A 22,396-nucleotide genomic window follows, 5' to 3' on the forward strand; every position below is an offset into this window, starting at 1 on the left:
CTTTAAGACTTCTTCATTTTCGAGCGAATGCGTGGATCAAAAAAGGCATACATGATATCAATCAATAAATTGACAATTGAAATAGTAATGGCAATATAAACAACGCCTCCAAGAATGGCCGGAATATCAGGGATAAATTGTTTATCGACGATATAGCTACCAATCCCACTAATGTTGAATACCTTTTCTGTTACAGATGCGCCTCCCAACATACCCCCAAAAAGAAGTCCAATCACCGTAATAATTGGAATCATGGCATTACGAATGGCATGTTTTGAAATGACTTTAAATTCATTTAAGCCTTTTGCTTTTGCTGTAATAATGTAATCCTCATGAATCACCTCAAGCATACTCGACCTTGTCATCCTAGCGATGGATGCTGTAATGGATGTTCCCAAGACGATAATGGGCATGATGAGCGATAACCAATTGTGAGGATTATAGGTCGCTGGAAACCATTGAAGCTTTAAAGCAAACGTTAAAATAAAAATTAAACCTTGCCAAAAGCTTGGGATGGATAAACCGATTAAAGCAATGAACATAAATGTATAATCCAAATATGAATTTGGACGAACAGCTGAAATAATACCGACTGGAATAGCAATGGCGATAGCCATTAACAATGACAATACGGCTATTTCAAGTGTGACAGGAAATTTTGTCGCAATGCTGTGGGTAATATCTTCTTTACCTGCAAAGGATGTTCCTAAATCAAATGTAAATAGGCCAGATAGTGCGTTCCAAAGCTGCGATAAATAAGGCTGATCTAAACCGTGAATACGATTAAAATTCGCAATCTGCTCGGGTGTTGCTTCAACTCCGAGTAGGTTTCTTGCTGGGTCAAATGGTGATAAATACAAAATAGTAAACACCAATGTAGCTACACCAACAATGACAATGAAGCTTTGTAAAAGACGTTCAATAATAAATTGTAGGAACGGATTCGCAAATAAGATAAGTACTACATAAAATAAAAAAGCTGGTAGAAAGGTAAGAGCGATAAAGCGTTTGTTTGTTAGTAGCTGATTAAAAAATTGGTTATACGTTAGTTGTTGTATGCCCTCTTTTTGTAAATCTTGATCCACTTGCTGTTGTAGTTTATTTTGAGCTAATTGCTTGGCTGTTGTTTGAATTTGTGACTGTAATACAGTCTCTTTAAAAAAGGTAGCTTTTGCTATTTCTTGTTGTTCAAAGTCCTTTTGCCAGTGAGCAACCAAAGCCTTCTCTAGGTAGTACTGACTACGTAATGCAAAAGCCTGATCATAATTGTTTGAATGATTTCTTTTCCGATAGATAAAGTATGTAAAGGGATGAACTAAAATACTTAAGAAAAAAAGAATCAAATGGTAAGGCTTTTGATGCATTAGTTTTTGATAAACCGTAGAAAAGAAAATAAATTCCTTAGGTTTTAAATGATTTTTTGAAGTAACCATGCATTTCCTCCAAACGTAAATAAAATATTCAGCATCATATTGTATAATTCCTATCAGTATTGTAAAGTATGGATTATACTTGTAAGTAAGTCAATCACAAATTTTAAAAAGGATGGGTCGAATGAATGAAAAGCTTTTAGAAATCAATAATCTTCGCGTGTCCTTTATCACAGGGGAGACAGAATTCGAAGCTGTTAAGGACGTTAGCTTCCATCTAAATAAAGGTGAAACACTCGGAATTGTAGGAGAGTCTGGAAGTGGAAAAAGTGTAACGGCTCGTTCCATTATGCGTTTATTACCATCGCCGCCTTCATTTCTGAAATCTGGCACTATTGTGTTTAAAGGCCAAGAACTCACGGAATTAAGTGAAAAACAAATGGAAGGGATTCGTGGACAAGATATTAGTATGATCTTTCAGGATCCGATGACATCAACAAACCCTACCATTCGAATAGGAGATCAAGTGGCTGAAAGTTTAATCAAGCATCAGGCCATGTCAAAAACAGAGGCCTACCAACAAACAATTGAATTATTAAAACTGGTTGGTATTCAGGATGCTGAAGAAAGATATCGACAATACCCTCACGAATTCTCAGGTGGTATGCGCCAACGTGTGATGATTGCCATGGCACTTGCTTGTAACCCGTCCCTGCTTATTGCGGATGAGCCAACAACAGCACTTGATGTAACGATTCAAGCGCAAATACTAAAATTGATGCGTGATATGCAGAAAAAAATGGGGACGTCTATTGTTTTAATTACACATGACTTAGGCGTGGTTGCAGGTATGTGTGATCGTATCATCGTCATGAAAGAAGGAGAAATTGTTGAACAGGGCACAACGGAAGAGATTTTTGCGAATGCTCAGCATCCATATACCCAAAAATTATTGAATGCGCTACCAAAGCTGCATGAAAAAAAGCAGCCAAAAGAGATAGCCAATATTCAGTCAGGTATCAATCGTCATAAGCCATTGATTGAGGTGACACATCTGTCGAAGGAATTTTCACTAGGTCGTGGTCAAACGCTAAAAGCAGTCAATGATTTATCCTTCCATATATATCCTGGTGAAACATTGGGCTTGGTTGGTGAATCAGGCTCAGGAAAATCTACTACAGGTCGAACGATTCTTCAGCTTCATCAGCCTACAAATGGAGAGGTTTTATATCAAGGCATACCCGTAACAAGACTAACGAAAAAGCAGTTAAAGGCAATGCGTCGTCATATGCAAATTATTTTCCAAGATCCTTATTCATCGTTAAATCCTCGAAAAAAAATCTTAGATATTATCGGGGAAGCTCTGGATATTCATGGTCTAGTGAAGACACATGAAGAAAGACGACTACGAGTAGAGGAATTGCTTGAGCTTGTTGGTTTAAGGAAAGAACATGCTATGCGTTATCCTCATGAATTTTCAGGGGGGCAACGTCAGCGAATTGGGATTGCTAGAGCATTAGCAGTCGAGCCAAACTTTATTGTTTGTGATGAACCTTTATCAGCACTGGATGTTTCTATTCAAAAGCAGATTGTAGATTTATTAAAGGAATTACAGCAAAAACTTGGTTTAACATATTTATTTATTGCCCATGATCTGTCAATGGTGAAACATATTAGTGATCGTGTTGCGGTCATGTATGGTGGGAAAATTGTTGAATTGGCAGAAAGTGAAGAACTATATACTAATCCACAGCATCCTTATACCCGTGCATTATTACGCTCAATACCTATTCCAGATCCTGCAATAGAGAAGAAGAAATATAATGATGCCGAATATATCGAAGATAAAAAAGTACGCTATGAAGTAGAAAATAGTCAGCTAGTAGAGGTTTCTCCTAACCATTGGGTAGCTGTGACAATGTGATAGCTTGAATGTAGTAGCTTGATATTTTACAATAGAAACATCGTGCAACTTTTTGTTTTCCTAATGATGAGTTGCACAACTTATACCAAGCGTAGGTATAAGCAAAGATGATTAGTTGTGAGGGGCCTACTACATGAAAATGCAAGATATAAAAACATTAATAACAAGTGGTACGATTATTCTGGCTGTAGCATTGTACATGATATTTGGCAGATCACCTGCCGAAGATCAAGATACTAAAACAGTGACAGATCAGCAAGGAACTATTTCAATTGAACAAGTGGAAGAAAAAACAGGAAATAAACGCTTTGAGCTAGACTATATTAAAGCATATGATGGAGATACGATTCAGGCGACAATTAATGGTGAGAAACGAAAAATTCGTCTGTTAATGGTGGATACACCTGAAATGAATTACAACAAAGGCGATGCCCAGCCATATGCTGAACAAGCAAAAGATTACACGATTAATTTATTGGAAAAGGCTAAAAAAATTGAAGCAGTCTATGATGTTGGGCCAGAAACAGACAATTATGATCGCCTTCTAGCCTATGTTTTTGTAGATGATGTATTATTGCAGGAATCCTTATTAAAGGAAGGCCTTGCAGTTGTACGTTATATTCATAAGCCAAACAACACATTTGAAGATGCATTTAGAGCTATTCAACAAAAAACACAGGATGCTAAATTAAATATTTGGTCATATGATGACTACTTCCAAAATGATGGTTTCCACCCTGAAGTAGTTCAATAAACTAAAAATCCCTTTACTATACGCCTTTTAAAGGGCAATTTCAAAAAAGCTACTGTCTGTATTCTACAGGCAGTAGCTTATGTTGTTGAAAAAAGGTAATGTCAACGGCATAATAAGCAATTTTTTAAGGCGAGGGGTTGATTTCCGCTCCGCCAGCGTCCTTTCCAGGGGGCGTCCGATGAGCCGCTTCACTCACTGCGTTTCGCTCCAGGGTCTCATCTGTGACGCTAAATCCCCTAGGAGTGACGCTGGCTCCACTCCAATCAACCATTCTGCAAAAGTGTCTTTTCCTGAACAAAATAGCCCATTATTTATAGTATAAGAGAGGATAGCCTCTTACTTTCAATGTGGAGAAGTGATGTGTGACAACACCCCACCATAAAAGAGTAGTGAATACCTTTACTTTTTTGCTAAAAAGTGAACATTTTTATTTTATGGATTGGAGTGGAAGGCTACTTGACTCCCGTGGGAATAGCGAGACAGGCGAGCCCCTGCACGGAGGAAGCGGCTCGCCGCTCGCCCACAGGAAAGCAAGTAGCCTGCAACGGAAATCCTTTTTCACCTTTCACATAAATTCTATGGATGGTTTTGTTTTTCAACACTATGAGCTACTGTCTGTATTCTACAGGCAGTAGCTTTTTTAACCTAATTCTCTTAAAATCACCAAACCTAATTTTAGCATAATAAGATGTTGGGGTTTTCGTTAGTAGATGTATCCCAAAACAACTAGTTGGATTTGGTCGCTTTCCTTACTCAAAGGGAAGATTAACTAAAGAAGATGAGATGATTATTTCTAAATATATCGATTTCTTAGACTTAACTGATTTAGAGAATAGATATTTAGATGAACTTTCTGGTGGTCAAAGACAAAGGACATATGTAGCGATGGTTTTGTGTCAAGAAACTGAATATGTACTATTGGACGAGCCATTGAACAACCTTGATGTTGCTCGTTCTGTTCAAATCGTTTGCAGTAGCAACTGTCTGTTTTCCGTTCTAGCTTTTAAAATAATTTGTGTTAGTTTGCACACACTATACTACAATAAAGGGATACAGTTTCAGCAACAATTGTTGATGGTCTTCCAATAATATCGAGCAATAGAAACAATGATGAGCCTAGTAACCTTATTTATATTCATTGGAGCAACGATAGTTTATAAAAGTAAATGAGGGTAGATCGTTACTGATTGAACTTTGCTAATAAATATAGTATTTGTTAGCATGAAAAAAGAAGTTGCACAAATTATAAGATTATTGTTGACAAGTTAAATGAAAATGATTATCATTATCATATAAAGAATATTCCTTGACTACAATACAGTGTAGCAAGGATGAACTTTAGCTACTTTTCTCCAGAAGTTTGCTAGTTCATGATTACGCTCCTGAAACCCCCCTCATTTTTTGGGAACGTGAAAATCTCAGACGACTCATCTATCATAGGTGAGTCGTTTTTTTATGTTTTGAGCATAAAAAACAGTCTGTGATAGTAACTCAACAAGCTGTCTCTCATTATTTTTATATAAAAGATACTGCAAAATTAATACTTCAAGCACTAATAAAATATATGAACTAGGTGGTCTACTGAGCTCATATAGTTTTAATTTTCAGGTACTATTTGATATTAGTCAAAATTGGATTATTAAAAACCAAAATATAGAGAGCATCGTTTACATATAGATGATTCATTTCGAAATTTGTTTATTTTTAGAAAAATATTTTAAGAAAATAGAGTAGTAGATTGAGCTATTGAAGAAGGGGTATATTTTCTGAATTTTCGGATAGGTCAACTCATATACGTTTTATTTAATTTATACTAGCGAACAAAACCTAGGGTATTGACATATTAAGTGTTAGAATTATATATTTATTCCAGTTAAATTTTTGGAATATTCATTACATTTTTTTCGCTTTAACTTGTACCTACAACGTGTTGACGTGTAGTGGTGTTGTTATGAATAGTTTAATTTGATTTGTAAACGTTTACGAAATACAGGGGAGCAAGGATAAGAGGGGGAATTACAATGAAAAAAATACGAATTGGTGTAATTGGAGCCGGTTTAAGAGGGGGCTTAGCACAATACTGGCATAAACCTACTGGAGCATCAGAAATAGTAGCATTAGCTGATATCTCTCAAGAACGTTTAGAAAAATTTCAGGAAAAATTCGATACACCATTATTTTTAACAAAGGATTATAAGGAATTATTAACAAGAGATGATATCGACGCAATTGCGGTTTTATCACCAGATTATCTGCATGAAGAACATATTATTACTTGCTTAAGTGCAGGCAAGCATGTATATGCTGAAAAACCATTAGCCATTACTGTGGAAGGGTGCGATCGAATATTAGATGCATGGAAAAAGTCAGGAAAGCATTTAATGGTTGGCTTTAATATGCGTTATATGAGTATGTATCAAACGATGAAAGGCTTAATTGACTCAGGAGCTATTGGAGAATTAAAGGCTATATGGGTACGTCATTTTGTTGGATTCGGCGGTTACTTCTACTACCACGATTGGCATGGTAATTCAAAAAATACAACATCTCTGCTACTTCAAAAAGGCTCACATGATTTAGATGTCATTCATTGGATTTCTGGGAAATATGCAACGAAAGTCTCTGCATTTGGTAGCTTAGATTATTATGGTGGAAATCAGCCAAATACGTTAACGTGTCCAACATGTGACCAGAAAAAAACTTGTCCAGAATATGTTGAACATACATTTACGGAATGTGCATTCCGTGAAGAAATTGATGTAGAGGATAATAATATGGTCATTATGGAATTGGAAGGTGGCATAAAAGCTTCTTACTTACAATGTCACTTCACACCAGACTATTCACGAAATTATACATTCATAGGTACGAAAGGGCGTATCGAAAATGATGATATCAATAATAAAATTTATTTAAAAACACGAAAATCAAATTCTTGGGAAGAACTTAGTGATGTTGTTTACGAAATGAAGCCTGAGGAAGGAAGCCATGGTGGGGCTGATCCAAAAATTGCCCAAGATTTTGTAGAACTCATTCTCTACAATAAAGAACCTTTAACAACGCCATTTGCAGGACGAATGAGTGTTGCGGTGGGCTGCGCAGCAACAGAGTCTATTCGTAACGGAGGCAAGGTTATGGAGATCATACAGGAATCTACCATTCTGCAACATTGATAAATTGGGGGTGTAATTATGACGCTTTTAGATAAAACAACTGTTGAGGACAAAACATCTAAAACACAACGTTTTTTCAAAAAGCAATCAAAAGTAAAGAAAAATCACTTGGTAGAGTGGAAAAAATCTATCAAAAAAAATTGGGAGCTTTATTTATTACTAGCTCCTGTCATACTTTACTTTTTGGTTTTTCATTACTATCCACTATATGGGGTGCAAATTGCCTTTAAGGATTTCATTGCTACAAAGGGAATTATGGGAAGTCCGTGGGTAGGGTTTAAGCATTTCGAACGTTTTTTTGATAGTTATTATTTTTGGCGCTTAATAAAAAATACGATAGGGATTGGTGTATTCACTTTACTTATATCTTTCCCAATACCAATCATTATTGCATTGCTATTAAATGAAGTGAAAAGTCTTCGTTTTAAAAAATTTGTACAGACAGTTATTTATGCCCCACATTTTCTATCAACAGTAGTCGTTGTGGGTATGCTGTTACTATTCTTAAAGTCTGATGGGATGATTAATCAAATAATTTTGTTATTTGGGGGTACACCAATTGATTTTATTTCAGAACCAGCATGGTTTAAATCAATATACGTACTATCTGATGTTTGGCAAACGATGGGATGGAGCTCCATCATATATATTGCCGCTTTAGCAGCCGTAGATCCAGCACAGCATGAGGCGGCAATGATAGATGGGGCATCAAAATTCCAAAGAATTATTCATATTAATATTCCTGCGATTATGCCGACTATTGTCATTTTATTTATCTTAAATGTAGGATCTGTCATGGCAATTGGATTTGAGAAGGTATTTTTAATGCAAAATGATTTAAATATGTCGGCATCGGATGTTATATCAACTTTCGTTTATCGTAGCGGGATTTTAGAAGCGCAATATAGCTTTTCAGCAGCTGTTGGCTTATTCAACTCTATCATTAATTTTATCCTCCTTATTATGGTTAATAAAATAGCTAAAAAAGTGAGTGATACAAGTTTATGGTAAAGGAGAGATTGAAATGAAAGAATCAAAGGGCGATCGTGCGTTTACACTCTTTAATTATATTTTTTTAACAATTGTAGCAGTTGTTGTTTTGTATCCACTTATTTTTGTTTTAAGTGCTTCCCTTAGTAATCCGGAGTACGTAATCTCGGGGGATATATGGCTATGGCCAAAGGAATTTACGGTGGAGGCCTACCAAAAGGTATTCCAAAATCCAGATATTATGAATGGATTTATCAACACATTGAAGTACACATTCTTTGGAACATTGTTAAATATAGTTATGACAATTTGTGCAGCCTACCCTCTTTCTCGTAGACATTTAAAAGGAAAAGGCTTTATTATGGCATTTATGGTTTTCACCATGTTTTTCAGTGGAGGACTAATTCCTACATATTTATTAATTCGTGATTTGGGCATGATTAATACTTTTTGGGTCATGATTATTCCGAACGCGGTAGCTGTATGGAACATCATTATTATGCGGACATTTTTCCAGTCCATTCCATATGAGCTAGAGGAATCTGCCATGATTGATGGCGCAGGGAACTTCCGTATTTTGTGGAGTATTGTTCTACCACTATCATTACCAGTTATGGCAGTCATGGTTTTATTTTACGCTGTAGGACATTGGAACTCTTATTTCCAAGCATTGATTTACTTGCAAGACCAAGATAAGTTTCCACTACAACTTATTCTGAGGCAAATATTAATTCAAGGACAAGCTGACGATATGATTAAAGCGACGTCAGAAAGCTTTTTAGCTCAAAAACTTAGCGTTGAAGGGTTAAAGTACGCAGTTTTAATCGTTGCTAACCTACCAATGTTAATGCTTTATCCATTCTTACAAAGATATTTTGTAAAAGGTGTCATGATTGGTTCATTAAAAGGTTAAAGAATAGGGGCGATTTTAAATGAAAGTGAAAAAAAAGCGTGTTTACGGTTTAATAACAAGCCTGATGTTAGCTGCAAGTTTGCTAGGAGCATGTTCAGATAATAAAGATAATGGTGGAGAAAAAAGCGGTAATCTAGATCATTTGAATGCAACGGATATGCCTATTACAAAAGAGAAAATTGAAGTAGACGGTTTTGCAGCAAAGTTTTTTGCATCACAAGATTGGAACAATCTAATGTTATGGGAAGAATACGAGAAAATGTCTAACATCCATATTAATTGGACAACTGTTCAGACTGAAGTATTAGCGGACAAAAAGAACTTACTTTTAGCTGCTGGAAATTATCCAGAAATATTCTTTGCATCAGCATTTTCAAAAACTGATTTAATCAAGTATGGACAACAAGGTGTATTCTTACCGTTGAATGATTATATTGATCAATATGCTCCAAATTTTAAAAAACTATTAGAAGAATACCCATCTGTAAAACAAGGTGTGACGATGGCAGATGGCAATATTTATGGCTTCCCAACAATTTACGATCCGAAGTTTTCATCACTTCGCGTCGGAGCTCCATGGATTAACCAGAAATGGCTTGATAATCTAGGTTTACAATCACCTGAAACAACAGAAGACTTGTATAACGTGCTGAAAGCATTTAAAGAGAATGATCCTAATGGCAATGGTTTACAAGATGAACAAGGCTGGGGAACTGGCTATGGTATTGAACAAATTATTTCTTATTTAAGAGGTTCATTTGGCTTGAATAAACAAGGAACGATGAATCTGAATTTAGACTTTAAAAAAGGAACTGAAGAATTCCGTTTCGTGCCAACGACAGACGAATATAAACAATTACTTGAGTTTTTAAATAAACTTTACAAAGAAGGTTTAATCAATAAAGATGTATTTACGACAGAGCCTCAGAAATTTGCGGCAGAAGCAGCTAAAGGGACGTTTGGTATGCTTAGTGAAGTAGACCCGAAAGAGTTATATAAAATAGATGGTTATACTGGTGCACAAGTTTTAGAAGGACCGAATGGGGATAGACAATTTACTGCGATGACTAATGGTCTTGGTAATTTAGGCATGTTTGTTTTAACAGATAAAGCGAAAAATCCTGAAGCGATGGTTCGTTGGATTGATCATTTATATGGTGATGAAGGAGCTAAAATGTTCTTTATGGGCTTTGAAGGTGTCACTTACGAAGAAAATGCGGATGGTACTATTCAATATGTAGAAAATATTACGAATAACCCAGATGGCAAAAACTTAGATCAAGCGATAAGTGATTATTTAACATGGCCAGGCGGCTATTACCCTGGGATTGTAACGAAAAAGTACTTCCAAGGTGCAGAGGCTAAGGAAAATTCTATTAACAATGCTAACCAAGTAATGCCATATGCATTGAAAGATGATGAAATTATTCCAGGATTGAATTACACAGTAGAAGAAAATGATCGAGTGTCAGCCGTTTTAACAGACATTCAAACGTATGTAAATGAAATGACGGCAAGTTTTATTACAGGTAAAGAAAGCTTCGATAAATGGAATGATTATAAGAAAACAATTGAGAAGATGGGCTTACAAGAATATTTGGAAGTAGCACAAGGGGCATATGACCGATCAAAATAATTAGATTTAGATTTCCTTCAAGCTTAATAAGAAGGAGAAGGTCACATAAGCTAAATAGTCACTTTTGATTCCAAGCTTATGTGACCCTCATTCTATAAACCTTCTTTCTAATGACGTGTCTAGTTAGAGAAACCAACTCTTCACACTTAAAATGAAGCATGCACGATATATAGTTGTATGTGAATCGTAGGGAGGTAATGTACTTGGAATTTGAAGGGTGGAAAAGTAAATTATACTGGATTGTAGAGTGGATCACATTGTTAGCAGTGCTACAGATATTATGGACAGGCTTAACTTTGCTTGGACTTGTTTTATTTGGACTATCCCCAGCAACTGTTGCAATGTTTACTACTTTACGTAAAAGATTACTAGGAGAAGATGACTTAAAAAGATTAGTAAAAATATATTGGAATACATATAAAGTCGAATTTATTCCATCTAATAAAATAGGTATTATCTTACTGGGTTTAGGCTACTTTTTAATCATTAATTTTCAGATTATTATAACATTTAATGGCATACTTGGTTTACTTTTGCTAACAATGTTCATCACAATTAGTATGCTATTCGGTATTATTCTAGTGAATATATTTCAACTATATGCCCATTATAATTTACCATCATTACGTTACTTTGCGGCTTCCATCATATTTAGTATTGCGTATCCATTACAGATGATTAGCAGCATTATAGGGCTTGCCATACTATATAAAATTTATAGTTGGATTCCTGGCTTATTACCATTCTTCGGTGTTAGCTTAACTGCATTATTTTTAACTTGGATGTCATCTCATATATTTAAGAAAGAAATTGAAGCAGAGGAACAAACGAATCTACCACAGTATTCTGGTGGAGGGATAACCTCATGAATAAAATATGGATTATTAATGCTAATATCGTTTTGGAAAATCAAATTTTAAATAACGGATTTCTAGAAATGTCGGGAGGGAAAATTACAGTAATTGATCAAATGGATAATTGTCCTTCACTAGCTTCGATAGAGAATGTAATAGACTGTCAGCTAAAAGGTTATATAATCCCTGGAATGATCGATATCCATGTACATGGTGCTTTAGGACATGATTTTATGGATGCTGATCAAATTTGTTATTCGAAAATGGCGAAGTATTTAGCTAGTGAAGGCATAACAGCTTTTTTAGCAACAACGATGACAGCTCCGATGTCAGAGATTGAAGCTACTATTGAGGAACTTTCTTCTTATTATAAAAACCAACCTACAGCAGTAGCTGAAATGTTAGGAATTCATTTAGAAGGTCCATTTATTAATGGGGCAAAAAAAGGAGCCCAACCAGAAGAGTATATCTTAAAGCCAAATGTTCAACAATTTAATGATTTATACGATAAGTCTCAACAATCCATTCGTCTTGTCACATTTGCACCTGAGGAAGATAGCAATTTCGAATTACTAAAAGAATTGACTAGTAAGGGAATTATTGCATCTATTGGTCATTCTGACGCTGACTATCATACGGCAATCCATGCATTAAAAGCTGGTATCACTCATGCAACACATCTATTTAATGGTATGAGTGGACTTCATCATCGTGATCCAGGTGTTGTTGGAGCAGTGCTTTTAGCTGAAGATGTGTATGTTGAGGTAATTCCAGATAATATTCATTTCCATAAAGATTTACTACCAATGGTTTACAAAATGACGGGCTTAGATCGTTTATTAGTCATTACAGATGGTATACGTGCAAAGGGGATGCCAGATGGTATGTATAGTTTAGGTGGAAATGAAGTAGAAGTAATCAATAATCAATGTATTCAACGTAAAACAGGATCCTTAGCTGGAAGTGTGTTGAATATGAATACAGCAAGGAAAAACATAGAAGAGTGGCTTACACTTTCAATCGTTGAACAAATGCGTCTTGTTTCTTTGAATCAAGCAGTACATTTAGGGTTCGATAAGCGAAAAGGGTCTATTGCACTAGGAAAAGATGCAGATGTTGTTTGGTTGAATGAAGAAGGAGAAGTGGAGAAAACTTTTTGCTTAGGGAATCTTGCCTTTGAGAAGGGTTGATATATCAATAGGCATCTTTTTATATAGATGGTATATTGATTACAAAACCTAGAGAAGGAAGGAAAAAAGATGCATTTGTTAGATCAATCCAGTGTAATCCCATTGTATCACCAATTGAAACAAATATTATTTGCAAAAATACAATCAGGTGAATGGAAGCCAGGAGATAAAATTGACTCAGAAAACCAATTAATGGAAATTTTTCGAGTTAGTCGAAATACAGTAAAAAAGGCAATTGAGGAATTAGTAAAGGAAGAGAAATTATATCGTATACAAGGGAAAGGGACCTTCGTTTCGAAACCTAGACTTGAACAATCGCTTGGAGGATTTTATAGTTTTAGTCGCATGATTCAAGAAAAAGGTTTAAATCCAAGAGATGAAGTGCTAGAAATACAGAAGGTTTATCCCTCAACAAAGGTTAGGTCCAATTTAGCATTAGAGGAAAATGAGCAAGTAGTAGAAATGAAGCGTTTACGATTTGCAGATAATGAGCCTATTATTTTGGAATCATCATTTTTACCTTTAAGTATTATTAAGGATAGTGAAATATTAAAAGAAGTAACTACTTCCTCTTTATACAGCTTATTAGAACAACGGTTTAACATTATTGTTGTAAGGGCGCGAGAAGCTTTTGAACCAGTCCTTATTAATAAAGATGAAGCGCCTTTATTGAAAACAGATGCTGGAAAACCAGCTTTATTACTAGAACGAACTGCGTTTGATACTTCAGGAAAACCAGTTGAATTCTGTATTTCGATTGTAAGAGGGGATCGTTGCCGATTTTATACAGAATTAAACTAATTGAGTAATTCCCTCTATTTTTTTACGTTATAGATTATACCAACAACCCATTGAGGGAGGAATTCTATTATGCCATTAGTGACAACTAAAGTTATGTTAGAAGATGCTTATAAAAATAATTATGCAATCGGTGCTTTTGGAGCACATAATTTGGAAATTATAAAAGCAGTAATTGCTGGTGCAGAAAAAGTAGGTGCACCTGTCATTTTGCAGACAACTTCAAGCACTTATAAATATGTTGAGATGCCTTATATGATTGCACTTGCAAAAACAGCAGCTGAACAGGCAAAAGTACCGGTGGCATTACATCTGGATCATGGTGAATCTTATAAGATTGTTATGGAATGTTTACGGGCAGGCTATACCTCTGTGATGATTGATGGTTCCTCCTTACCTTTTGAGGAAAATATCTTATTAGTAAAAAAAGTAGTAGAAGCTGCAAATGCGTTAAATGTGCCTGTTGAAGCAGAGCTTGGGACAATTGGTGGTGTCGAAGATCGTTTAAGTGTCCATGAGGATAATGCATTCTTTACTGAACCCAAGCAGGCTGAACATTTTGTAAAGGTTACAGGAATCCAGTCATTTGCTCCAGCTTTTGGTACAGCGCATGGTAAGTATAAACAAAAGCCAAAATTACAATTTGATCTTTTACAAGAAATTCATTGTTCTACAAATGTGCCCTTAGTCATGCACGGAGCATCTGGAGTGCCAGAAGAGGATGTGCGTAAATCTTTGAATTATGGCATTGCAAAAGTGAATTTTTCTACTGAGCTGAAGGATTTATTTGCTGAGCAATTAAGAGCTTATTTTAAGGATAATCCAACTGAAAATGATCCAAGAAAGTATTTCCTTCCAGCACGTGAATCTTTAATTAAGTTAGTAGAGCAAAAGATTGAGATGTTACAAAAATGATTACTACATTAACCTTAAACGCAGCCATTGACCAAGTATATGAGGTAGGTTCTTTAATGGTTGGTCAAACCAATCGTGTATCGCAGAAGTCACAACAAGGTGGAGGGAAAGGTGTTAATGTAGCTCGTGTTATCGTGGCACTTGGTGGCGATGTAATTATTGGCGGTTTCGTTGGTGGATTAAATGGTAGTAGAATAACGGAACTTTTACAGGAAGAAAATTTACAAACAGAGTTCATACAAATACAGGAAGAAAACCGAATTTGTTTAACCGTTATTAATCAGCAAAAGAAGGAAATGACAGAGCTTTTAGAGACAGGACCAACCATTTATGAATATGAATGGAATAAAATGTTAAATTGGGTTGAGGCACAAGCCGAACATGCTAGCTATTTTGTGTTGTCAGGAAGCCTACCTAAAGGTATCCCAAAAACGGCCTATGCGGAGATTATTCATAGATTAAAGCAAAAAGGGATTCGAGTTGCACTTGATACAAGTGGTGATGCGTTGAAACATGGTATTAAGGCAATACCCTATATCATTAAACCTAATGAGGATGAAATGACTCAATTGATTGGTAAGCCAGTTCTAGCTCAGAAAGACTTAGTTCAAGCTGGTATAAAATTACAAGAATTAGGGATTGAACATGTGTGTTTTTCATTGGGCGAGCAAGGGGCTTTATTCGTTAATTCGTTAGGGGTTTACAAAGTGAATGCACCACGGATAAATGTTGTCAATACAGTTGGCAGTGGTGATGCCTTTTTAGGTGGACTTATTTATAAGCTCTCACAGGGTGCAGACCCTACAGAGGCATATAAATGGGCTGTTGCATGTGGCTCAGCGAATGCAGAAAATAAAGAGATTGCAAAAGTACAAAGAGTGACTGTTGAAAGTCTCTTAGCCGAGATACAAATAACTAAAATTAAAGAGAAGTAGGGATTTGTTTATGTACACTTACAATGAGATTATGGCACAAGGACAAAAGTTAGAAAAAACAAAAGACATTGTTCAGTCAATTGCATTCAATAAAAGTGCTGTAGATGTCGTTCTTTTCACGGGATGTGGAACATCATTTTATTTAGCGATTGCAGCAGCACGTTATTATCAAGCTGTAACTGGAGAGTTTGCTATTGCTGTACCAGCATCTGAGTTATTTTTACACACAGAAACGTATATTTTAAAAAATAAAAAGTATCTTATCATTGGCATTTCACGTTCGGGGACAACTTCGGAAATCATTATGTCTTTAGAACATTTGAATGATGCGGAAAATATACGTACTATGGCAGTGACATGTAATGGGGACACACCTATGGCTAAATTAACTGATGAATTGATTGCTTTAAATGATATATCAGAAAAAAGTGTGGTAATGACTCAATCATTTTCTAATATGCTATACGCTCTCCAATTATATGCAGCGAAAATTAGTGGACGAACGGATATGATGAAACAGTTAGAGAAAATTCCTACACTTGTTCATTCGGCATTAGGCAATGGAAAGCAATTAACACAGGTGACAGAAGATGTCTCAAAAAAGCGTTTTATCTTTTTAGGGTCTGGTGCTTATAATGGGTTGGCTAAAGAAGCGACATTAAAGCTAAAGGAAATGACACAAACGGAATGTGAAAGTTACTCCAATTTAGAATTCCGTCACGGCCCTATCTCTATTGTCGATAAGGAAACGGTTGTTATTTTATTTACACAAAATGAAACGAAGGAATATGATCACGCATTAGTGAAAGATATTCAAAAGCTGGGAGGTTTCGTTGTTGTCATCGGTATAGCTTCAGAAGAATTAGAAGCAGATTTAATTCTCAAGTTATCAGAAGAAGTAGATGATTTAAATCGACTTGTTGAAGCTATTCCTTATTTCCAACTATTAGCTTATCAAAATGCAATATTTAAAGGTTGTGATCCTGATAAGCCACGTAATTTAACGCAAGTCGTAAATCTTTCATAACAAAAGCAGATGCAATGAAGAATAGACATATATATAACCTTTACTTTCTGAGAATTGCGAATTCGAGTAGATCATGTGGCGAAAACTGGTGGTGGAAAGATGCGTTATATTTTAGTAGCAGATGTTGGCGGAACAAAATTAGCAACGGCTTTATTCAATCAACAGCAACAGTTGTTAATCAAAAAAGAGGTACCAAGTGATGTTACAAATAGAGAAACTTTATTCCATTGTTTAATTAATAGTTTTGAAAAGCTATGTATAGAGCAAGAAGTCTCTATTAATGAGATCTCTAAGGTATGTATTGGTGTACCTGGTATTGTGGATGTTCAAAAAGGTCTAGCAGTTTATCAAAATAATATACCGTGGAGTAACTTTCCGATTTCTGAGCGTTTAATTGAATTTTTTCCATATGCACAAATATTGATGGATAACGATGTTAACATGGCAACCTGGGGAGAATACAATGCTAGAGGGTTCTGCAAAGAAGTGATGGTATATGTAACATTAAGCACCGGATTATCTTGTTGTACAGTTGTAAATGGCGAATTTATAAGAGGAACAGGATTAGCTGGTGAAATAGGTTTTAATATCGTTGGTAATGATGGAGAAACATTAGAAGAAAGTGTGTCAGGACCTGCTATAGAAAAGTTAGGAAGAGCGTTACTGGGGAATTCGGAAATTCGATTAAAAGATATGATGGAGCTCTATTACAAGGGAGACCTCATCATGAATAAGCTTTTGCAGCAATTAATCTACTGCATGGAAAAACAATTGCATCAAATGATTTTGATGCTTGACCCACATTGCATAGTGTTAGGTGGCGGCTTTTTTAATCACCATCCGAAAATCATAGAGCAGATTAAAGAGGTGATTCAGCAACGTTTGTTAAACACACCTTTTGAAGGGAAAGAGCAAATTATAGGCAGTAGTATTCGTAAAGGTGAGGCGGGACTGTACGGTGCAGCAATGAAATAAAAAGAGCAATCGTTTTTATACTTAATATTATAAATCTCTACTCCAAAATAGCGGTACCGTTAGGAAAATAGGGATTTACATCGATAAAAAAAATCCAACTTCCTTATAGATTCTATTGAGAAATTTTTGACATGAAATGTTTCATTTCTACAAGACGGAGGTAATAGTTGAAAACCTCATATAAAATAGTTGAGATAGCTTAGTGGCGAAATGACAGTGTATTTTTCCATCTAGCTATCTTTTTTGGTTATTTTGCTTTGTTTTATATAAAGTAATAGCAAAATAACATCCACCAAGTAAAATACGATTGTTGGATGCAGAAACACTGATGATCTTCTAAAATCGAATCAGATCAGTGAAGTTGGTTGAATCTAAAGTCAATCAATAATCGAGTATGGACTATGAGTGGGAGGTGAAAAAAGCGGGAAACAGACTCTTTGCCTGAATCCCTTTCTATGAGGATTAATATTTGCAGTACTTTTTGCTTCTAACGAATGCGTTTCTCTGTTTCTAAGTCAAAGAAATGTGCCCGAGACATATCAAATTGTAGGTGTGCAACTTGGCCTTGTGTAATTTTTGTATCAGAGTTAACACGTGCAATATAAGGCTGTCCATTTAACTGGGCATGTAACATCAGCTCAGCACCTGTTAATTCTGATACTTCAATATTTGCCTCGATGGACGAGAAGAAAGGCTCAGAAATGACAGAAGAATTTTCATAAATATGCTCAGGACGAATGCCAAGAATCAGCTCTTTTTGTAAGTAGCCTTGTTCTAATAATAATTTTGATTTTTCTGCTGGAATAGTTAATGAAATAGGACCGATCTGAATTCCTTCTTCATGGAAAACCCCTTTAAAAAAGTTCATGGATGGAGAGCCTATAAAACCGCCAACAAATTTATTTTCAGGTAAGCCATATACTTCTTCAGGTGTACCAATTTGTTGAACAATACCGTCCTTCATGACAACAAGACGCGTTGCCATTGTCATTGCTTCAGTTTGGTCATGTGTTACATAAATTGTCGTTGTTTTTAAGCGCTGATGAAGCTTGGTAATTTCTGCACGCATTTGTACGCGTAGTTTTGCATCTAAATTGGACAAAGGCTCATCCATTAAGAAAATATGTGCATCTCGGACGATTGCTCGACCAAGGGCAACCCGTTGTCTCTGACCACCCGATAAAGCTTTAGGCTTGCGATCCAAATATTTTTCTAAATCAAGAATGGCTGCTGCATTGTGGACACGTTCTTTAATTTGTTGTTTTGAAAATTTTCGAAGCTTTAAGCCAAATGCCATGTTGTCGTATACCGTCATATGAGGGTATAGTGCATAGTTTTGAAAAACCATCGCAATATCACGTTCCTTTGAAGGTACATCGTTCATTCTCTTGTTATCAATAAAAAAATCGCCTTCCGAGATTTCCTCTAAGCCAGCTATCATACGTAAGGTGGTTGATTTCCCACAACCTGATGGACCAACAAGTACAATAAACTCTCTATCCTGAACAGTTAGATTAAAATCAGATACAGCCGTTACACCGCCATCGTATATTTTATAAATATTATTAAGTATGATTTTCTCCATATTTAATCCCCTTTGTTCTTTTTTACAGTTTAAATAAAGTGAGGAAGAAAACCAATGTCTAAAATGCATAATTTTCAGTTAACTATTTTTGTGCATTTTGTAAAAATGACCAAAGATAACTAGCAAAGTAAACAAGTATTGCACCATCTAAATTTTTTATGTTAATATTTGTGATTTCCTGGAATTTTGATAAACGATAGGTTAATGTATTACGATGCATGTGCAACTTCTTAGATGTCAACGAAATATTTAAACCACATTCATAAAAAGTTTTAACAGTTTCAAGTAATTCTCTATCAGACTTTAAAGGTATAATAATTTGCTCTTCTAAAAATTTTAGAATAGAAGTAGGCAATTGTTGTGTTAGTAAAATAGGGAATATCGTTTGAAATGAATAATAAGGTTCAGCAAATCTTAAATGTAAACATTCCTTGAACCATTGTGCTTCTCTTTGGAATTTATATGGAAATTTCTTATCTATTTCATAAAATTCTCCAAGATATAATTGGATTCTGACATAAAAATCTGCTTCAATTGTACGAATAAGTGCAATAAAATCTTCTTTCTCATTCATAGAAAGACTCTTAGGTTCAATGAGTAAAAATTGATTTGTAGTAACTTGAATTAATATCGTATCTTCCTGAAAAAAATTATAAAGAGCTTCTTTTAAAGCCTCTAAAGGAGGGTTTTCATTTATAAAAGTAATTTGAATAACTCGAGCTTTATTAAAGGATAAATTGGATGGTATATCACCATTTGAATAGATAAATTCATACCAAGTATCCGATGCCTGAAATAGTGAAGAGGTAGCTTCAGTATAAAAAACAGTAAGCCATTGGTAGTCTCGCTGTGAAACCTCATGCTTTGAGATGGAAAACCATTCTTTTGTTTGGTGATGGTAGAAAATATAAGAGTCATATGATAGCTGAGTTGGCTTTGTTCGATAATAACGATATGAAGGAAACAATGCTTTGAGATTTAAGTTCATTAAATATTCCTCTTCTTTCGATATATAGTAAAAAATATAAAAAGCGCTAAATGAAAGTCATACAATTTTGTAAAAGACATAGGTTGGAAAAAAACAACGTTTATATAAGCATTTCAAAAGGGTTATAAAACTCCAAATATGTACAATCAAAAAATATGTGATATAAATTTTTCTCCTATTACTAGTAATAATAAGTGCTAGGATAAAAAAAGTTAATAAGTATAGCTTTGATTCATGGAGCATCACCCCAAAGGATTTATTTTTCATTTATCTATGTAGATAGAGTGCTTTATGTGAAATTAGTGGCTTTACTTCATTTAATTGTAAAAGAAAAAAGACTGTAGGCAAACTCTCAAATTTTTTGAGTTTGTCTACAGTCTGAATCCAATGACTAATGATGAGTAATCGGATCTTTTGTAGTTGTTATGCTTTTACATCTTTTGTCCAATCCGCGACTTTGTCTTGGTTGTTTTCAATCCATTTTTTTGCTGCTTCTGTGGCACTCATACCTTCCATAATATCGAACATCACACTTTCTATATCTTCGGAAGTCCAATGGAAATGATCAAGGACACGATAGGCATCGGGATCATCTTTTTTCAAGCCATTACGAGCAAATGTGCCAATATATTCTTCTGTCCCATATAAACCTTTTGGGTCATCTAAATATTTTAAATCGTATGCATTAAATATCCAGTGCGGTGACCACCCTGTAATGATAATTTCTTCATTATTAGTAATGGCTTGACTAAGGGCGGCTGTCATTGCACCTGCAGAAGAAGTAAGTACATTCCAGCCTTCTAGATTGTTATATTTCTTATAGGCATTTTCTGTCGTAGCCATCATATTAGCCCCAGGTTCAATGCCTGTAATTGTTTTATTGGCTTCAGTGGTTAAGTCTTCGATTGAATCGACATCCATATAGCTTGGAACAACTAAGCCAATTTTAGCACCAGTTAGATTTTCACCTAAATTCTCTATTTTATCTTTGTATTTCTCTACTTGCGGAGCATGTGTTTGCGGTAACCAAGCAGATACCATACCGTCAACCTCTCCGTTTGCAAGTGCCTCCCACATAATGCCATTGTCGAGTGGCGTTAATGTTACCTCATATCCTAAATCCTCTAAAACTTGTCCTACTACGTGAGTAGAAGCTACTTCAGTATCCCATTCAACATAGGCTAGGTTGATTGTCTTTCGATCTTCTTTTTTAGATCCTGCATCTGCTGAACTACATGCAGTTAAAACGAGTAGACATAGTAAAGAAAAACCTATTTTCCATAATTTTAGATGTCTCATAAATTTCCCCTCTCTAGCAATTCTTATATTCTTGTGAAAATTAAAAAATCAATAAGTAACAACTTAATTTTAATGACAAGTTGTTACTTTTGTCAAATGGATGTTGTACAAATCATGAGGGGAATCATGGGATTAGCCGTGCAGTCTATATTGGGCTGCCCAAAAATCTTTCTATTGATCACATATGATAGGTGAAAATGGAAACGGTGATTTGAGGAGGCTTAGTATGCATTGGATTACCATTATTTTAATAGGAATTGCAGCGAATTTAGATAATTTGGGAATCGGCCTAGCTTATGGCGTCAAACAAGTTAAAATTCCGATTTTATCCAATGCTGTGATTGCTGTCATGTCAATGATTGTCACATACATCGCAGTAACAGCAGGCAGCACAGTTGTTGCGTATATTTCACCGCATACTGCCAATTTATTAGGCAGCTTGTTGTTGTGTATTATTGGGCTCTGGACTTTAATGTCCAATAATTTTTCTAAACAACAGATAGCTGGCAACCCTGAGTTATTTGATGAAGATAAAAACTTAGTGATTTCAACGAGAGAGGCAATGGCACTCGGCTTCGTTTTATCAGCGAACTGTTTAGCAGGGGGCATTGCTATTGGGGCAAACGGCATTTCGGCCCTTTGGACGGTCATATCGATTGGTGTGTTTTCGTTTATTACAGTGGGAGTGGGGAGTCAATGTGGCTCTTTACTATCAAAAACGTATATTGGTAAGCATTCAACTGCGATCTCAGGATGGCTGCTAATTATGATTGGCATTTTCGAGATTTTTGCTAAATAACATATGAAAACAATGGGTAACCTCCACACCATATGTAGATGGAGTATTTAATGTAGAAGTTGATTGGAACGAAGAGCAGCGACTCCAGCGGGAAAAGCGGGATGGACTGAACGGATGTTTTTTCTATGAAAGCGAAGCGACAGTAACGAAGCAAGGGAAGAAGCTCGACCCCGCCCGCGGAAAGCGTCCGCTCGTAGTGGAAATCAACGGCATTACTTTATTTCATCGAATTTGTCTACAGCTTGAGAATATAACCATATTTTGGTTATAT

At 35.5% G+C, this 22,396-nt stretch carries 18 protein-coding genes and 1 pseudogene; 15 read left to right on the plus strand and 4 right to left on the minus strand.

Features of this window, described 5'->3' with window-relative positions; all coding sequences use genetic code 11:
* Nucleotides 1-2: 2 nt before the first annotated feature.
* Nucleotides 3-1,433 (minus strand): ABC transporter permease, encoded by a 1,431-nt coding sequence (locus MHI22_RS20070; protein ID WP_058843230.1) that lies wholly within the window; start codon nt 1,431-1,433, stop codon nt 3-5.
* A 121-nt stretch (nt 1,434-1,554) separates the two neighbouring features.
* On the opposite strand from MHI22_RS20070, the gene MHI22_RS20075 reads away from it, so the two are divergent.
* From MHI22_RS20075 to MHI22_RS20140, 14 genes and pseudogenes are all read left to right on the plus strand, one after another.
* Complete coding sequence (locus MHI22_RS20075) at nt 1,555-3,294, plus strand: ABC transporter ATP-binding protein (protein ID WP_036126538.1); 1,740 nt, start codon at nt 1,555-1,557, stop codon at nt 3,292-3,294.
* A 133-nt stretch (nt 3,295-3,427) separates the two neighbouring features.
* Entirely contained in the window at nt 3,428-4,048 is a 621-nt protein-coding gene (locus MHI22_RS20080) for a thermonuclease family protein (RefSeq protein ID WP_058843231.1), read from the plus strand.
* A 717-nt stretch (nt 4,049-4,765) separates the two neighbouring features.
* A pseudogene (locus MHI22_RS20085) lies at nt 4,766-5,017 on the plus strand (ATP-binding cassette domain-containing protein); the annotation flags it as partial.
* 1,052 nt (nt 5,018-6,069) lie between these two features.
* On the plus strand, nt 6,070-7,221 hold the full coding sequence (locus tag MHI22_RS20090; protein WP_058844174.1) for a Gfo/Idh/MocA family protein: 1,152 nt from the start codon (nt 6,070-6,072) through the stop codon (nt 7,219-7,221).
* An 18-nt stretch (nt 7,222-7,239) separates the two neighbouring features.
* Entirely contained in the window at nt 7,240-8,232 is a 993-nt protein-coding gene (locus tag MHI22_RS20095) for an ABC transporter permease (RefSeq protein ID WP_036126514.1), read from the plus strand.
* Between the two features lie 13 nt (nt 8,233-8,245).
* Entirely contained in the window at nt 8,246-9,124 is an 879-nt protein-coding gene (locus tag MHI22_RS20100) for a carbohydrate ABC transporter permease (RefSeq protein ID WP_036126512.1), read from the plus strand.
* A 19-nt stretch (nt 9,125-9,143) separates the two neighbouring features.
* Nucleotides 9,144-10,760 carry an extracellular solute-binding protein gene (locus tag MHI22_RS20105; RefSeq protein WP_089931846.1) on the plus strand — a complete coding sequence of 539 codons (1,617 nt, stop codon included), beginning with the start codon at nt 9,144-9,146 and terminating at the stop codon, nt 10,758-10,760.
* Nucleotides 10,761-10,957: 197 nt separating this feature from the next.
* Complete coding sequence (locus MHI22_RS20110) at nt 10,958-11,629, plus strand: YesL family protein (RefSeq protein WP_058844173.1); 672 nt, start codon at nt 10,958-10,960, stop codon at nt 11,627-11,629.
* Nucleotides 11,626-12,804 carry an N-acetylglucosamine-6-phosphate deacetylase gene (gene nagA / locus MHI22_RS20115; RefSeq protein WP_089931848.1) on the plus strand — a complete coding sequence of 393 codons (1,179 nt, stop codon included), beginning with the start codon at nt 11,626-11,628 and terminating at the stop codon, nt 12,802-12,804. Before MHI22_RS20110 ends, nagA begins: the two co-directional genes overlap by 4 nt.
* 69 nt (nt 12,805-12,873) lie before the next feature.
* Nucleotides 12,874-13,605 carry a GntR family transcriptional regulator gene (locus MHI22_RS20120; RefSeq protein WP_036126505.1) on the plus strand — a complete coding sequence of 244 codons (732 nt, stop codon included), beginning with the start codon at nt 12,874-12,876 and terminating at the stop codon, nt 13,603-13,605.
* Nucleotides 13,606-13,674: 69 nt separating this feature from the next.
* Nucleotides 13,675-14,517, plus strand: a complete 843-nt coding sequence (locus MHI22_RS20125) for a class II fructose-bisphosphate aldolase (protein ID WP_036126503.1) — start codon at nt 13,675-13,677, stop codon at nt 14,515-14,517.
* Nucleotides 14,514-15,452 (plus strand): 1-phosphofructokinase, encoded by a 939-nt coding sequence (pfkB, locus tag MHI22_RS20130; RefSeq protein WP_330493542.1) that lies wholly within the window; start codon nt 14,514-14,516, stop codon nt 15,450-15,452. The genes MHI22_RS20125 and pfkB overlap by 4 nt, the downstream gene beginning before the upstream one ends.
* A 31-nt stretch (nt 15,453-15,483) precedes the next feature.
* On the plus strand, nt 15,484-16,479 hold the full coding sequence (locus MHI22_RS20135; RefSeq protein WP_340812599.1) for an SIS domain-containing protein: 996 nt from the start codon (nt 15,484-15,486) through the stop codon (nt 16,477-16,479).
* 75 nt (nt 16,480-16,554) lie between these two features.
* The gene (locus tag MHI22_RS20140) at nt 16,555-17,454 is read left to right on the plus strand and encodes an ROK family protein (protein ID WP_340812600.1); all 900 of its coding nucleotides are present in this window, start codon (nt 16,555-16,557) and stop codon (nt 17,452-17,454) included.
* A 487-nt stretch (nt 17,455-17,941) separates the two neighbouring features.
* On the opposite strand, the gene MHI22_RS20145 is transcribed toward MHI22_RS20140, so the two are convergent.
* The 3 genes from MHI22_RS20145 to MHI22_RS20155 all read right to left on the minus strand — a co-directional run bounded on the left by MHI22_RS20145 (nt 17,942) and on the right by MHI22_RS20155 (nt 21,326).
* A complete protein-coding gene (locus tag MHI22_RS20145; RefSeq protein ID WP_036126498.1) occupies nt 17,942-19,039 on the minus strand; it encodes an ABC transporter ATP-binding protein in 1,098 nt (365 codons plus the stop codon).
* 82 nt (nt 19,040-19,121) lie between these two features.
* Complete coding sequence (locus MHI22_RS20150) at nt 19,122-20,027, minus strand: PucR family transcriptional regulator (protein ID WP_036126495.1); 906 nt, start codon at nt 20,025-20,027, stop codon at nt 19,122-19,124.
* A 423-nt stretch (nt 20,028-20,450) separates the two neighbouring features.
* A complete protein-coding gene (locus tag MHI22_RS20155; RefSeq protein ID WP_089931854.1) occupies nt 20,451-21,326 on the minus strand; it encodes a glycine betaine ABC transporter substrate-binding protein in 876 nt (291 codons plus the stop codon).
* Nucleotides 21,327-21,552: 226 nt separating this feature from the next.
* Here MHI22_RS20155 and MHI22_RS20160 point away from each other — a divergent pair, with 226 nt between their 5' ends.
* Entirely contained in the window at nt 21,553-22,125 is a 573-nt protein-coding gene (locus MHI22_RS20160; protein WP_036126492.1) for a manganese efflux pump, read from the plus strand.
* The last annotated feature ends 271 nt before the right edge of the window (nt 22,126-22,396 follow it).

This window comes from Lysinibacillus sp. FSL L8-0312 (genome assembly GCF_038003285.1).
Classification (GTDB): Bacteria; Bacillota; Bacilli; order Bacillales_A; family Planococcaceae; genus Lysinibacillus; species Lysinibacillus fusiformis_D.